The sequence below is a fragment of the Pseudomonas sp. LBUM1663 genome (assembly GCF_059695905.1).
Window position 1 is genome coordinate 6,072,944 of record NZ_CP166792.1, and the last position, 14,115, is coordinate 6,087,058.

The window sequence follows — 14,115 nt, forward strand, 5'->3', positions numbered from 1 at the left end:
GTTTAAATAGCCAGAGGCTTCATTGTTAATTTGAAGAGCTGAAAAGCGAAATAGCTGAGCAGAGTGAGGCAAGCAATGACTGAACACGTTCAAGTCGGTGGCCTGCAGGTCGCCAAAGTCCTGTTCGACTTCGTGAACAACGAAGCCATTCCCGGTACCGGCCTCACCGCCGATAAGTTCTGGGCCGGTGCCGACAAGGTCATTCATGACCTGGCGCCGAAGAACAAAGCCCTACTCGCCAAACGCGATGATTTCCAGGCTCGTATCGATGGCTGGCACCAATCCCGTGCCGGTCAACCACACGACGCTGTGGCCTATAAAGCCTTCCTGCAAGACATCGGTTATCTGCTGCCAGAAGCGGCTGATTTCCAGGCAACGACACAAAACGTCGATGACGAAATCGCCCGCATGGCCGGTCCACAGCTCGTGGTGCCGGTGATGAATGCCCGTTTCGCGCTCAATGCCTCGAACGCCCGCTGGGGTTCGCTGTACGACGCGCTCTACGGCACCGACGCCATCAGCGAAGCCGACGGCGCGGAGAAAGGCAAAGGCTACAACAAGGTTCGCGGCGACAAAGTGATTGCCTTCGCCCGCGCGTTCCTCGACGAAGCCGCGCCCTTGGCGGCCGGCACTCACGTCGATTCCACTGGCTACAAGATCGTTGACGGCAAACTGGTGGTCGCCCTTAAAGGCGGCAGCAATACCGGCCTGCGCAACGATGCACAGTTGATCGGTTTCCACGGCGATACAGCCGCACCGACCGCGATCCTGCTGAAAAACAACGGCCTGCACTTCGAAATCCAGGTCGACGCCAGCACCCCGGTCGGCCAGACCGACGCTGCCGGTATCAAAGACATCCTGATGGAAGCCGCGCTGACCACCATCATGGACTGCGAAGACTCCGTCGCCGCTGTCGATGCCGATGACAAAGTGGTGATCTACCGCAACTGGCTCGGCCTGATGAAGGGTGATCTGTCGGAAGAAGTCTCCAAGGGCGGTCAGACCTTTACCCGCACCATGAACGCTGATCGCACCTACACCGGTGTCGACGGCAAGGAACTGAGCCTGCACGGTCGTTCGCTGTTGTTCGTGCGCAACGTCGGTCACCTGATGACTATCGACGCGATTCTCGACAAGGACGGCAACGAAGTGCCAGAAGGCATTCTCGACGGCCTGATCACCAGCCTGGCGGCGACCCACAGCCTCAACGGCAACAGCTCGCGCAAGAACAGCCGCACCGGTTCGGTCTACATCGTGAAGCCGAAAATGCACGGCCCGGAAGAAGCCGCGCTCACCAACGAGCTGTTCGGTCGCATCGAAAAAGTGCTCGACCTGCCGCGTAACACGCTGAAAGTCGGGATCATGGACGAGGAGCGCCGCACCACGGTCAACCTCAAGGCCTGCATCAAGGCCGCCAGCGAGCGCGTGGTGTTCATCAACACCGGTTTCCTCGACCGCACGGGCGACGAAATCCACACCTCCATGGAAGCCGGCCCGATGGTGCGCAAGGCCGACATGAAGGCCGAGAAGTGGATCGGTGCCTACGAGAACTGGAACGTAGATATCGGTTTGAGCACCGGCCTGCAAGGTCGTGCCCAGATCGGTAAAGGCATGTGGGCGATGCCCGACCTGATGGCCGCGATGCTCGAACAGAAAATCGCTCACCCACTGGCCGGTGCCAACACTGCCTGGGTTCCATCGCCGACCGCCGCCGCGTTGCACGCGCTGCATTACCACAAGGTCGACGTGTTCGCCCGTCAAGCCGAACTGGCCAAACGTGCCCGCGCTTCGGTGGATGACATCCTGACCATCCCGTTGGCCGTCAATCCAGACTGGACTGCAGAACAGATCAAGAACGAACTGGACAACAACGCCCAGGGCATTCTCGGTTACGTGGTGCGCTGGATCGACCAGGGCGTGGGTTGCTCGAAGGTGCCGGACATCAACGATGTCGGCCTGATGGAAGACCGTGCGACGCTGCGCATTTCCAGCCAGCACATCGCCAACTGGCTGCGTCATGGCATCGTCACCGAAGAGCAAGTGATGGAAAGCCTCAAGCGCATGGCGCCGGTGGTTGACCGTCAGAACGCCAACGACGCGCTGTATCGCCCGCTGGCACCGAACTTCGACAGCAACATCGCCTTCCAGGCGGCGGTCGAACTGGTGGTTGAAGGCACGAAGCAGCCGAATGGTTACACCGAGCCAGTCCTGCACCGTCGCCGTCGCGAGTTCAAGGCTGCCAATGGCCTGTAACTGAACGCAGACGCCGGACAAAAAAAGGCCCTGATCAAAGATCAGGGCCTTTTTGTTTCAAATCGGTTCTTGCGCATCCATTCCCAACTCATGCTTGACCAGCGCCAACAGCTTGCCGGTATCGACAGGTTTGAGCAGGAAGTCGACCACGCTTAAATGCATGGCGGCAATCGCGTCTTGCACATCGGCGTCGCCGGAAACAATGATGATCGGCATTGCCGCCCTTACCGACTCGCGAACTTCCCGGATCAGGTCCAGACCACCGATTTGCCCCATGCGCAGATCAGTAATCACCAGGCCAATCGAGGGTTTCTCGCTCAACATCTTGAGTGCGGTTTCGCCACTGGCAGCCGTCATGCAACGAATACCGTCCAACGCAAGAATCTCCGACAACAGCTCCCGCGCGTCTTTATCGTCATCGACGATCAGCACCCGCTGCGGTGGTAAGTCAGGTTCCAGCATGACGGCATTCAGCGCCTCGCGCTCGGCGTCACTCAAAATATCGTGGTCGGACATGGCTTTCTCTACGTTTTCATTTCAATTCCCTAGCACATCCGTCAGACATCGCTAAGCAGGCCTTCAATGTGCACTTCGTCGGAAAGTTTTCCTATAGCCAATGTAGGAGGTTTTTCGCACAGTTGCGTCAGACATTTCCTAACTTCCGACGCCTGCACGCCCCGACCTAGACTTACGTCCAATGGGCACCCTGCGCGCAGGGGCCGACCATGGCTGAGTCATCCGACAACAACAATTCAAAAAAAGACTGCGGTCATGGTTATGAATAAAGCGGACGCCTTCACCCAGGCAGGGAAAACCGCGGTGTTGCAGAACATCCAGGGCACTTTGCAATTCCTTCAGCGCTTCCCGCCCTTCAACCAAATGGAACACGCGCACTTGGCGTACCTGGTTGAGCAATGTCAGATGCGTTTCTACGCCCCTGGCGAGAGCATCATCAAACCTGCCGACGGGCCGGTCGAGCATTTTTACATCGTCAAACAAGGCCGGGTCGTCGGCGAACGCCCGCATACGGCCAAGGGCGGCACCGAAACCACCTTTGAAATCACCACCGGCGAGTGTTTCCCCCTCGCCGCGCTGCTGGGTGAGCGTGCGACCCGCACCGAACACCTGGCGGCCGAAGATACTTTTTGCCTACAGCTGAACAAGCTGGCGTTCATCAAGTTGTTCGCACTTTCCACCACGTTTCGCGACTTTGCCCTACGCGGTGTCAGCAGCCTGCTGGATCAGGTCAATCAGCAAGTCCAGCAAAAAGCCGTGGAAACCCTCGGTACTCAATATTCGCTGAACACGCGACTGGGCGAATTGGCGATGCGCCATCCAGTGACCTGCAGCCCCGCCACGCCCTTGCGTGAAGCCGTAACCCTGATGCATGAGCAACAGGTCGGCAGCATCGTGATTGTCGACGAGCACAAAGCCCCGCTGGGCATTTTCACCCTGCGCGACCTGCGCCATGTGGTGGCCGACGGCACTGACGACTTCAACGAAGCAATCGAACACCACATGACCCAGGCGCCGTTTTTCCTGTCGCCGGACCACAGCGCCTTCGATGCAGCGATCGCCATGACCGAGCGCCACATCGCCCACGTCTGCCTGGTGAAAGACCACCGTTTGTGTGGCGTGGTGTCCGAGCGCGATCTGTTTTCACTGCAACGGGTCGACCTGGTGCACCTGGCGCGGACCATTCGCAGCGCGCAGAAACTGGAAAACCTGGTGGCGATGCGCGGCGAGATCGGTCAACTGGTCGAACGCATGCTGGCGCACGGTGCCTCTTCGACCCAGATCACCCACATCATCACCTTGCTCAACGATCACACGGTGTGCCGGGTGATCGAACTGACCCTCGCCGAGAAAGGTGACCCCGGCATTCCGTTCAGTTGGCTGTGCTTCGGCAGTGAGGGCCGCCGTGAACAGACGCTGCACACTGATCAGGACAACGGCATTCTGTTCGAAGCCCGGGACGCGGCGCATGCCGCCGAAATTCGCGGCAAATTACTGCCGATTGCCCAGCAGATCAATCAGAGCCTGGCGCTCTGCGGCTTCACGCTGTGCAAGGGCAACATCATGGCCGGCAACCCTGAACTGTGTTTGTCCCGGGCCGAATGGGCGCGGCGTTTTGCGGCGTTTATTCGTGAGGCGACGCCGGAGAACCTGCTGGGTTCGAGCATTTATTTCGACCTGCGCGTGGTCTGGGGTGACGAGCAAGGCTGTGACCAGCTGCGTCAGGGCATTCTCGATCAGGTCAACGACAACCGGCTGTTCCAGCGGATGATGGCCGAGAACGCCTTGCGCAACCGTCCGCCCGTGGGACGTTTCCGTGAGTTCGTGCTGGCACGCAAGAATGGTGAGAAAGCCACGCTGGATCTGAAGGTCCAGGGACTGACGCCTTTCGTCGATGGCGCTCGGTTGCTGGCCCTGGCCCATGGCATCGAGTCCAACAATACCCTGGAGCGCTTTCGCGAATTGGTGGCCAAAGAGGTCATTGAACGGCTGGACGGCGCCGCGTATGAAGAGGCCTATCACTTCATCCAGCAAACCCGCATGCAGCAGCATCAGCTACAGACGAGGGAGAACTTGCCCTACTCCAACCGGGTCGATCCGGACAGCCTCAATCATCTGGATCGACGGATCCTGCGTGAATCCCTTCGCCAGGCTCAACGACTGCAAAGCAGCCTGGCGCTGCGGTATCAGCTATGAGCCTGTTTTCATGGCTGCGCCCGGCAGGCCCAAGCCTGACCGACGAACTCCAGCAACGTTTGCAGCGCTTGCCCTCGGCGGCCGAGCTGAGCGAATGCAGCCTGCGCGAGCAGCGCTGGGTGGTGCTCGACCTGGAAACCACTGGCTTGAACCTGAACAAGGACCGTGTGCTGTCTATCGGCGCGGTGGTCATCGAAGACGGGGCGATCGATTTCAGCCAGCAGTTCGAACGCACGCTGCAATGCGATATGAAGCTGGGGCCCAGCGTGTTGATTCATGGTCTGGGGCCTAGCGCGATTGCCGCTGGCAGCGATCCCGCTCAGGCCTTGGTCGAATTCATGGAGTTCGTCGGAGAAAGCCCGGTGCTGGCGTTTCATGCGCCGTTCGATCAACACATGCTGGGGCGTTCGCTGAAAGATCATTTGGGTTACAAATTGCAGCATCCGTTCCTGGATGTGGCGGACATCGCACCGCTGCTCTGTCCTCAGGCGCACATTCGCGATGCAGGACTGGATGAGTGGATCGACTGGTTCAAGCTGGAGGTTTTCGAACGGCACAACGCCAGCGCAGATGCGTTAGCCACGGCGGAGCTGGCGTTGATTCTGTTCAGCCGGGCGCGGCAGCAGCAGATTCATAGCCCGTTGAATTTGCAGCAGCGGTTGAGCCAGTGGAAACGGCGGCAGCGGGCGCCGTCCTTTTAAGACAAGCCAATCTTCTGTGGCGAGGGAGCTTGCTCCCGCTCGGCTGCGCAGCAGTCGTCAATCAGCAATACGGGTCTGCCTGGATAAATGCAAGGGGCCGCTTCGCGCCCCAGCGGGAGCAAGCTCCCTCGCCACAGGTTACTTTGCACAATGCCCTGGAAACTCACCTGACCAGTGGCCAATTGCTTACCTCCCCCGCCTCTGCCACAATCGCGAACAATTCTCGTTAGTTAACACTTCCCAATCGGTGATGTTGCGTGTCGTCAGTCCAAAGCCCCCAAAGTGAGCTCGTTGGCGCGTTATATCGCGACCATCGCGATTGGCTATTGGCCTGGCTGCGACGCAATGTGGCCTGTTCGCAACGGGCCGAGGACCTGAGTCAGGACACCTTCGTGCGCTTGCTGGGCCGTGATGAGCTGAAGGAGCCTCGCGAACCGCGGGCGTTTCTGGTGGCGATCGCCAAGGGCTTGCTGTTCGACTATTTCCGTCGCGCAGCGCTGGAACAGGCCTACCTCACTGAGTTGATGCTGATCCCCGAAGGCGAACAACCGTCGGTGGAAGAACAGCAGCTGATCCTCGAAGACCTGAAAAACATCGACCGCCTGCTCGGCAAGCTTTCAAGCAAGGCCCGGGCGGCGTTTTTCTATAACCGCCTCGACGGCCTCGGCCATGCGCAAATCGCCGAGCGCCTGGGTGTGTCGGTGCCCCGGGTTCGCCAATACCTGGCCCAAGGCATTCGTCAGTGCTACATCGCGCTGTACGGTGAGCCGATATGAGCCCGGCCAGTTCCAAACCGGTATCAGCCCAAGTGCTGGATGCCGCGATTGCCTGGCAATTGTCCCTGGATTCCGGCAGCCCAGTGGAGCGTGAAGAATTCGCCAAATGGCACGCCGCCCACGAGGAACACGCTCGGGCCTGGCGCCAGTTGGGCATGCTCGATCAGCGTTTCAGCGTCGCCAACGGTCCTGGGCGCACGGCGTTATTGCAATCGCGCGAAAGCATTCGCCGACGGGTACGCACGCTCGGCAGCGGCCTGGCCAGCATCGTTGCAGTGATCGGCCTGGCGCTGTTCGCCGGTGATCGTTATCTGCCCATCGACTATTGGCTGGCCGACCAGCGCACCGCCACTGGCGAGCAGCGCACCCTGCGCCTGACCGACGGCACGCTGATCAACCTCAACACTCACAGCGCAGTGGACGTGCGTTTTGACGAGAAGCAGCGGCTGATCATCCTTCAGGAAGGGGAAATTCTCGTCGAAACCGGTCATGGCGACGCCCGGCCGTTTATCGTCGAAACCCGTGAAGGCAGCCTGCGCGCGCTGGGCACGCGGTTCCTGGTCAAGCGCGAGGACGATGGCACGCGGCTGAGCGTGTTGCAGTCCGCGGTGGCGGCCCATCCGCAATCGAGTCCTGAAGAGCAGATCCTGCGTGAAGGCCAGCAAGTGCTGATGCGCAGCAACGGCCTAGGGCCCATCGTCGCGCTGAACCTGGGCGCCGATGCCTGGACCCGCGGCATGCTGGTGGTGGACAACGCTCGACTGGAGGACCTGGTGCACGAACTCGGTCGCTATCGACGCGGGCATCTGGGTGTTGCGCCGGAGGTTGCTGACCTGCGGATCACCGGCAGCTTCCCCCTGCACGACACCGACAAGGCCCTGAGCGCGCTGCTGCCGACCTTGCCGGTGCAGATCGAACAGCATACGCCGTGGTGGGTGACGGTGGCGAAGGCTGATGCCAAGCCCTGAAATTCTCGGAGCCTGAACCGACGCCATCGCGGGCAAGTCGAATCGGCGCAGCGCCGCTCCCACAGGGTTTTGTGTCATTCACAGATTTCCCGCTCGACACAAAACCTGTGGGAGCGTGCGGTGCGGCGATCCGACTTGCCCGCGATGGGGCCATCCGCCTCACCCTAGAAACTCATCCTCTTTACTGAATCGAAATTATTTTCATCCAGCCCTATCACTTTTGAATTCTCGTTCGGCACCTAGGCAATTGAGAAATATTTCCATTCAGGAGCCGCTGTATGTCCCGTTCGCTAGACACCTTGTTGCGCCCCAGCTTACTGGCAGTCGCCATTGCCCTTTGCTCTCCCTTGGCCAGCACTCCGCTGATCGCCGCTGAACAAGCGTCCAGCGTTCGCGCCTACAACCTGCCCGCTGCACCGCTGGCCAGCACCCTGAACCAAATCGCCAGCCAGGCGGGCCTCGCGCTGGCGTTGAATCCTTCACTGGCGGCCGGGAAGACCTCGGCGCCGGTCAAGGGCCAGTTCGATGCAGCCGGCGCCCTGCGTGAAGCCTTGCGCGGCTCCGGTCTGCAACTGGAGCAAAGCAGCGCCGGCACCTACAGCCTGGTCGCCATTCCCGAGGGCACGCTGGCCCTGCCGGAAACGGCGGTCATCGGCGTCGAAAATACTGAAAGCGCCTGGGGCCCGGTGGAAGGCTACCTCGCCACGCGCACCGCCGCCGGCACCAAGACCGACACCGCGCTGGTCGAAGCGCCACGCTCGATTTCGATCGCCACTCGCCAGCAAATGGACGATCGCAATGTGCAGAACCTCGATGACGCCGTGCGCTACATGCCTGGCATCGTCGCCAGCAGCTACGGCAGCGACACCCGCGCCGACTGGCTGCGGGTCCGGGGTTTTGAACCGACCCAGTTCCTCGATGGCCTGCCGCTGCCGAAAGGCACCTACGCCAACCCGAAACAGGAAACCTGGAACCTCGATCGCCTCGCCCTGCTGCGTGGCCCGGCGTCGTCGGTCTACGGCCAGACCCCACCGGGCGGCCTGCTGGACATGGTCAGCCGCCGTCCAACCGCTGAAGACAGTCACGAGATCCAGCTGCAATACGGCAGCGATAACCAGCGTCAGATCAACTTCGCCAACACCGGCAAAATTGATGACGAAGGCCAGTTCCTCTATAGCCTGAGCGGCGTAGTGCGTGACAGCGGCACGCAGATCGACCACGTCGACAACAAGCGCTACAACATCGCGCCAAGCCTGACCTGGAACATCGACGAAGACACCAGGTTCACCCTGCTCACGCAATTCACCCGCGACGATACCGGCATCACCAGCCAGTTCCTGCCAGTGCAAGGCACCAAGATCGACATGCCGTTCGGCAAGGTGTCCCATCACAAGAACCTCGGCGACCCGGACTGGGAATACTACGACCGCACCTACTACGCGCTGGGCTATGCGTTCGAACATCGCTTGAACGACGTCTGGCAGTTCAAGCAGAACCTGCGTTACACAAAATCCGATCTGTCGTTTCAGGGGCTCACTGTCGGCTCGTATCCGTTCACCCAGGTGGATAACGACGGCAACGTCGGGCGCACCAGCACCATCGTTGATGAAGACATCAGCCAGTTCGCCGTGGATAACAATTTCCAGGCCGACTTCGCCACCGGCGATGTCCGTCACACCCTGCTGCTGGGTCTCGACCACCAGCGCAGCAACACCAACTACACCTCGATTTTCGGCGACGGGCTGACCACCAACGTCAACAACCCGATCTATGGCCAGCCAATCGTTCGTCCGCCGCGCTCCACCGCGTTCTACGACTACAACCAGAAGACCTACCAGACTGGCCTGTATGTGCAGGATCAAATGGCCCTCGACCAATGGCGCCTGACCGTCGGCGGACGTGAGGATTGGGTCCACACCAGCACCGAGTTCTTCAACAAGGGCGACGCCACCAACACCCAGCGCGACAAGAACTTCAGCGGCAACGCGGCGATCAGCTATGTGTTTGATTCGGGCTTTGTGCCGTACCTGTCGTACGCCGAATCCTTCCAGCCAACAATGGGTGCTTCGGCCACGGCCACCGACTCGTTCAAGCCGACCGAAGGCAAGCAGTGGGAATTGGGCATCAAGTATCAGCCACCGGGCAGCAACACCCTGCTCACCGCGGCGGTGTATGACCTGACCCAGAAAAACGTCTCGGTCACCACCACCGTCGGCGCGACACCGATCACCAGCCAGACTGGCGAAGTGAAGGTCAAGGGCCTGGAGCTGGAAGCGGTGTCCGACGTTACCGAAAACCTGAAAATCATCGCGGCCTACACCCTGGCCAAATCCGAAGTGCAAAAAGGCGACAACAAGGGCAATCGTCTGCAACTGATGCCTAACCAACAGGCTTCACTGTGGGCCGATTACACCTGGCACACCGGCGTGCTGGACGGCTTCGGTATTGGTGCCGGCGCTCGCTATACCGGCAACACCTACGGCGATCAGGCCAACACCTGGCTGGGCAAGGCCGACGCCTATACCGTGTTCGACGCCGCGGTCCATTACGACCTCGGCCGTCTGGACAACAGCCTGAAAGGCGCGTCCCTGGCACTGAACGCCACCAACCTGCTGGACAAGGACTACATCTCCACCTGTGACAGTTTCTACTGCTACTACGGCGACCAGCGAAGTGTCGTCGCCAGTGCAACTTACAAGTGGTAATTGCCTGAGCTGAAACGCTCCAAGACCCAAGCCGTCCCTCGAGGACGGCTTTGGTATTTCTAAGGGCCTTGAAATGAAAAGTAAAACAATTCGCCGCTGGTCGTTCATTCACACCTGGACCAGCCTGATCTGCACCGTGTTCCTGCTGATGCTGGCGCTGACCGGCCTGCCCTTGATCTTTCACCACGAGATCGACGAATTGCTGGGCGATGCCGCCGAGCTGAAGCACATGCCGGCGGACACCCCGCAACTGAATTTGCAGCAGTTGGTCCAGGCGGCGGAAAAACATCGCCCCGGCGAAGTCATGCAGTATTTTGGCTTCGACGAAGAAGAACCCAACGCGGCGATCGCCATCATGGCGGCCACCGCCGGCACTGAACCCAATTCGTCGCACACCTTCATGCTCGATGCCCGCACCGGCGAAGCGCTGGAGATGCCGTCGGCCAACGGCGGTTTCATGATGGTGATGCTGCGCCTGCACGTGGACATGTTCGCCGGGCTCCCGGGCAAACTGCTGCTGGCGTTCATGGGGCTGATGTTTGTCGTGGCCATCATTTCCGGGACGGTGCTGTACCTGCCGTTCATGCGCCGTTTGAAATTCGCCACCGTGCGCCAGGACAAATCCACTCGCCTGCGCTGGCTCGACCTGCATAACCTGATCGGCGTGATTACCCTGACCTGGGCGCTGGTGGTCGGGGTGACCGGCGTGATCAGTGCCTGCGCCGACCTGCTGATCGCCGCCTGGCGCAACGACGCACTGAGCACGATGATCGCGCCGTACCGCGACGCGCCACCGCTGACGCAATTGGCACCCGCGACCCGTTTGCTCGACATCGCCAAGGAAGTCGCGCCGGGCATGCAACCCGATTTCATCGCCTTCCCCGGCACACGGTTTTCCAGCGAACACCATTACGCCGTGTTCATGAAAGGCAGTACCCACCTGACTTCGCACCTGCTGACCCCGGTGCTGATCGACGCCAGTACGCTGCAAGTCACGGCGGTGGCCGAACGACCGTGGTACATGGACGCCATGGGCATGTCGCAACCCCTGCACTTTGGTGATTACGGCGGCATGCCGATGAAAATCCTCTGGGCAACCCTGGATGGGCTGACCATCGTCGTGCTGGGCAGCGGGGTTTATCTGTGGGTGGTGCGGCGCAAGGCGGTGAAACCTGCGCTCGAGCAAGCGGAGGCTCAAGCATGAGGCCGCGACAATCGAACTTCTGGAAGGTCTTCGCCACGCCCACCGTGATCGCGCTGCTCAGCGCCGCGGGGTTGTTCGCCGCATTGCTGGGCGATGGGGTGTGGGATGCCTTGAGCTGGCTCGGCCTGGGTGTTCCTGCCGTCCTGGCCCTGCGCGGTCTGCTGCAACGGCGTTGATCTAAACGGTTGTCGCAGCTGTCGAACCCCGGCGAGGCTGCGTTCGGCTGCGAAGCAGTCGTAAATCCGGCAGCCGGGTTGTGTCAGACAAACCGCGTTTCCCGGTCTGCGGCCGCTGCGCGACCGAACGCAGCCTCGCTGGGGCTCGACAGCTGCTACAGAATTCAACAGGACAGTCATACGACGACATCCTCTCCCGCCCGTCGCCTCGCCCCGCAAATTCTCTGACATATTTATTGACAGTTTCGCCCTTGCACTTCTATAAAGGCACATGTTGTACGACAACATACAACAAACCTGTTCGACACCAAACTCCAAAAATAATCATGGTGAAGCAATGAAAGTCAAAGGCATCCGCTGGTGGATGGTCGGCCTGGTGACGGCCGGCCTGATGGTCAACTACCTGGCTCGCAATACCCTGTCAGTGGCCGCTCCGACCCTGATGAGCGAAATGAACATCTCCACCGAGCAGTACTCGCACATCGTGGTCGCGTGGCAGGTTTGCTACGCGCTGATGCAGCCGGTGGCCGGTTACATCATCGATGCCATTGGCACCAAGATGGGCTTCGCCATCTTCGCCTTCGCCTGGTCGATTGCCTGTGCGGCAGCGGCGCTGGCGTCGGGCTGGCAAGGCCTGGCCTTCGTCCGGGGCCTGCTGGGCCTGACGGAAGCAGCCGGTTTGCCGGCGGCGGTCAAAGCCTCGACCGAATGGTTTCCGGCCAAAGAACGTTCGGTAGCGATCGGCTGGTTCAACATCGGCTCGTCGATCGGCGCTTTGCTGGCGCCGCCGCTGGTGGTCTGGGCGATCCTGAACAGTGGCTGGGAACTGGCGTTCCTGATCGTCGGGGGGCTGGGCATCGCCTGGAGTTTCCTCTGGCTGATGCTCTACAAACATCCCCGCGATCAAAAGCGCCTGAGCGACGAAGAACGCGACTACATCCTCAGCGGCCAGGAAGACCACTTCAAAGACCCGACCCCGAAAAAGGGCAGCTGGAAGAAGATCATCGGCAGCCGCAACTTCTACGCCATCGCCAGTGCGCGGATGCTCTCCGAGCCCGCCTGGCAGACCTTCAATGCCTGGATTCCGCTGTACCTGATGACCGAACGCCACATGAACATCAAAGAGATCGCGATGTTCGCCTGGCTGCCGTTTCTGGCCGCCGACCTCGGCTGCATACTCGGTGGTTACCTGAGTCCGTTCTTCCACAAACATTGCAAAGTGTCGCTGTTCACCTCGCGCAAAATGGTCCTGTTGTTCGGCGCCTCGTGCATGATCGGCCCGGCCTGCATCGGCCTGGTGGCCAGTCCTTACACGGCGATCGCGCTGCTGTGCATCGGCGGCTTCGCCCACCAGACGTTGTCCGGTGCGTTGTATGCGATCACTTCCGACTCGTTCGGCAAGAATGAAGTGGCCACGGCCACCGGCATGGGCGGGATGTTCGGTTACCTGGGCGCTGCGGCCTTCACTCTGGTGTTTGGCGTGATGGTGACCAAGATCGGTTACAGCCCGCTGTTCGTGGTGCTGGCGATTTTCGACATCGTGGCTGCATTCATCGTCTGGACCGTGGCGCGTGAGCTGAAGCCACAAAAGACTGCCCCGGGTTCGCAAGCCGCATTGCAACCGGCCGCCTGAACCTGAACCATGTGGGAGCGAGCCTGCTCGCGATGGCGACCTGACATTCAACATGAGTGCTGAATGTAAACGACCTCATCGCGAGCAAGCTCGCTACCACAGGGATTTGCGTGCGTTGGTCATCTTGAGCTATCGCTTCAACGCGCTATGCTGCCCAGCACTGCCCAACACCGAGACGTTGCCATGTCCGCCCCCAGCATGACCCTGTTCCACAATTCGTTATCGCCCTTCGTTCGCAAAGTCATGGTGCTGTTGCACGAAACCGGTCAGACCGACCGCGTGGCGTTGCAAGACTGCGTGCTCACGCCGGTGAACCCGGACCAGACGCTCAACGAAGACAACCCGCTGGGCAAGATCCCGGCCCTGCGCCTGGCCGACGGCAACGTCATTCATGACAGCCGGGTGATCCTCGATTACCTCGACCATCAACACGTCGGCAACCCGCTGATCCCCCGCGACGGTTCGGCCCGCTGGCGCCGCTTGACCCTGGCCTCCCTGGCCGACGGGATCATGGACGCTTCGGTGATGGTTCGGTACGAAGTGGCCCTCCGTGCCCCCGAGAAGCATTGGGACGAATGGCTCGATGGCCAGCGCGACAAGATTCGTCGCGCGCTGGCGCTGTTGGAGAAGGACGCGATTGCCGAGCTGACCAGCCATTTCGATGTCGCGGCGATCAGTGTGGCGTGCGCGTTGGGTTACCTCGACCTGCGCCATCCGGATCTGCAATGGCGCGAGGCGAATCCGCAGTTGGCGGCCTGGTATTTCGAGGTGAGTCAGCGGCCTTCGATGGTGGCGACGATGCCGAAGCTCTAGATCTTCGCCGACTGTACCGGCCTCATCGCGAGCAGGCTCGCTCCCACAGTTGATCTTTGGTGCGCATGAATTTTGTGTTCACAGGAGATCCCTTGTGGGAGCGAGCCTGCTCGCGATGGCACCACACCGGATCCATCGGAAACAACCCGTGAATCAGCGTCACCAACACCTCCC

11 protein-coding genes are annotated in these 14,115 nt (G+C 60.5%); 10 read left to right on the forward strand and 1 reads right to left on the reverse strand.

Features of this window, described 5'->3' with window-relative positions:
- The first annotated feature begins 75 nt into the window (after positions 1-75).
- Complete coding sequence (locus tag ACA075_RS27865) at positions 76-2,253, forward strand: malate synthase G (protein WP_497296364.1); 2,178 nt, start codon at positions 76-78, stop codon at positions 2,251-2,253.
- Between the two features lie 57 nt (positions 2,254-2,310).
- On the opposite strand, the gene ACA075_RS27870 is transcribed toward ACA075_RS27865, so the two are convergent.
- Positions 2,311-2,769 carry a response regulator gene (locus ACA075_RS27870; RefSeq protein ID WP_497296365.1) on the reverse strand — a complete coding sequence of 153 codons (459 nt, stop codon included), beginning with the start codon at positions 2,767-2,769 and terminating at the stop codon, positions 2,311-2,313.
- 255 nt (positions 2,770-3,024) lie between these two features.
- Between ACA075_RS27870 and ACA075_RS27875 the strand changes: the two genes are divergently transcribed.
- From ACA075_RS27875 to ACA075_RS27915, 9 genes are all read left to right on the forward strand, one after another.
- Positions 3,025-4,965: a putative nucleotidyltransferase substrate binding domain-containing protein gene (locus ACA075_RS27875; RefSeq protein WP_497296366.1), complete on the forward strand. Its 1,941-nt coding sequence runs from the start codon at positions 3,025-3,027 to the stop codon at positions 4,963-4,965.
- The gene (locus ACA075_RS27880) at positions 4,962-5,666 is read left to right on the forward strand and encodes a 3'-5' exonuclease (RefSeq protein ID WP_497296367.1); all 705 of its coding nucleotides are present in this window, start codon (positions 4,962-4,964) and stop codon (positions 5,664-5,666) included. The genes ACA075_RS27875 and ACA075_RS27880 overlap by 4 nt, the downstream gene beginning before the upstream one ends.
- Before the next feature lie 257 nt (positions 5,667-5,923).
- Entirely contained in the window at positions 5,924-6,442 is a 519-nt protein-coding gene (locus tag ACA075_RS27885) for an RNA polymerase sigma factor (RefSeq protein ID WP_497296368.1), read from the forward strand.
- Complete coding sequence (locus tag ACA075_RS27890; RefSeq protein WP_497296369.1) at positions 6,439-7,410, forward strand: FecR domain-containing protein; 972 nt, start codon at positions 6,439-6,441, stop codon at positions 7,408-7,410. The genes ACA075_RS27885 and ACA075_RS27890 overlap by 4 nt, the downstream gene beginning before the upstream one ends.
- Positions 7,411-7,688: 278 nt before the next feature.
- Entirely contained in the window at positions 7,689-10,115 is a 2,427-nt protein-coding gene (locus tag ACA075_RS27895) for a TonB-dependent siderophore receptor (RefSeq protein ID WP_497296370.1), read from the forward strand.
- Between the two features lie 73 nt (positions 10,116-10,188).
- Complete coding sequence (locus ACA075_RS27900) at positions 10,189-11,319, forward strand: PepSY-associated TM helix domain-containing protein (protein WP_497296371.1); 1,131 nt, start codon at positions 10,189-10,191, stop codon at positions 11,317-11,319.
- The gene (locus tag ACA075_RS27905) at positions 11,316-11,495 is read left to right on the forward strand and encodes a hypothetical protein (RefSeq protein WP_010467072.1); all 180 of its coding nucleotides are present in this window, start codon (positions 11,316-11,318) and stop codon (positions 11,493-11,495) included. The genes ACA075_RS27900 and ACA075_RS27905 overlap by 4 nt, the downstream gene beginning before the upstream one ends.
- Before the next feature lie 337 nt (positions 11,496-11,832).
- A complete protein-coding gene (locus tag ACA075_RS27910; RefSeq protein ID WP_497296372.1) occupies positions 11,833-13,128 on the forward strand; it encodes an MFS transporter in 1,296 nt (431 codons plus the stop codon).
- Between the two features lie 183 nt (positions 13,129-13,311).
- Entirely contained in the window at positions 13,312-13,941 is a 630-nt protein-coding gene (locus ACA075_RS27915; RefSeq protein WP_497296373.1) for a glutathione S-transferase, read from the forward strand.
- Positions 13,942-14,115: the final 174 nt, after the last annotated feature.

Coding starts and splice junctions, on each gene's coding strand:
- ACA075_RS27865 (WP_497296364.1), top strand. CDS start 76: ATGACTGAACACGTTCAAGTCGGTGGCCTGCAGGTCGCCAAAGTCCTG.
- ACA075_RS27870 (WP_497296365.1), bottom strand. CDS start 2,769: ATGTCCGACCACGATATTTTGAGTGACGCCGAGCGCGAGGCGCTGAAT.
- ACA075_RS27875 (WP_497296366.1), top strand. CDS start 3,025: ATGGTTATGAATAAAGCGGACGCCTTCACCCAGGCAGGGAAAACCGCG.
- ACA075_RS27880 (WP_497296367.1), top strand. CDS start 4,962: ATGAGCCTGTTTTCATGGCTGCGCCCGGCAGGCCCAAGCCTGACCGAC.
- ACA075_RS27890 (WP_497296369.1), top strand. CDS start 6,439: ATGAGCCCGGCCAGTTCCAAACCGGTATCAGCCCAAGTGCTGGATGCC.
- ACA075_RS27895 (WP_497296370.1), top strand. CDS start 7,689: ATGTCCCGTTCGCTAGACACCTTGTTGCGCCCCAGCTTACTGGCAGTC.
- ACA075_RS27900 (WP_497296371.1), top strand. CDS start 10,189: ATGAAAAGTAAAACAATTCGCCGCTGGTCGTTCATTCACACCTGGACC.
- ACA075_RS27905 (WP_010467072.1), top strand. CDS start 11,316: ATGAGGCCGCGACAATCGAACTTCTGGAAGGTCTTCGCCACGCCCACC.
- ACA075_RS27910 (WP_497296372.1), top strand. CDS start 11,833: ATGAAAGTCAAAGGCATCCGCTGGTGGATGGTCGGCCTGGTGACGGCC.
- ACA075_RS27915 (WP_497296373.1), top strand. CDS start 13,312: ATGTCCGCCCCCAGCATGACCCTGTTCCACAATTCGTTATCGCCCTTC.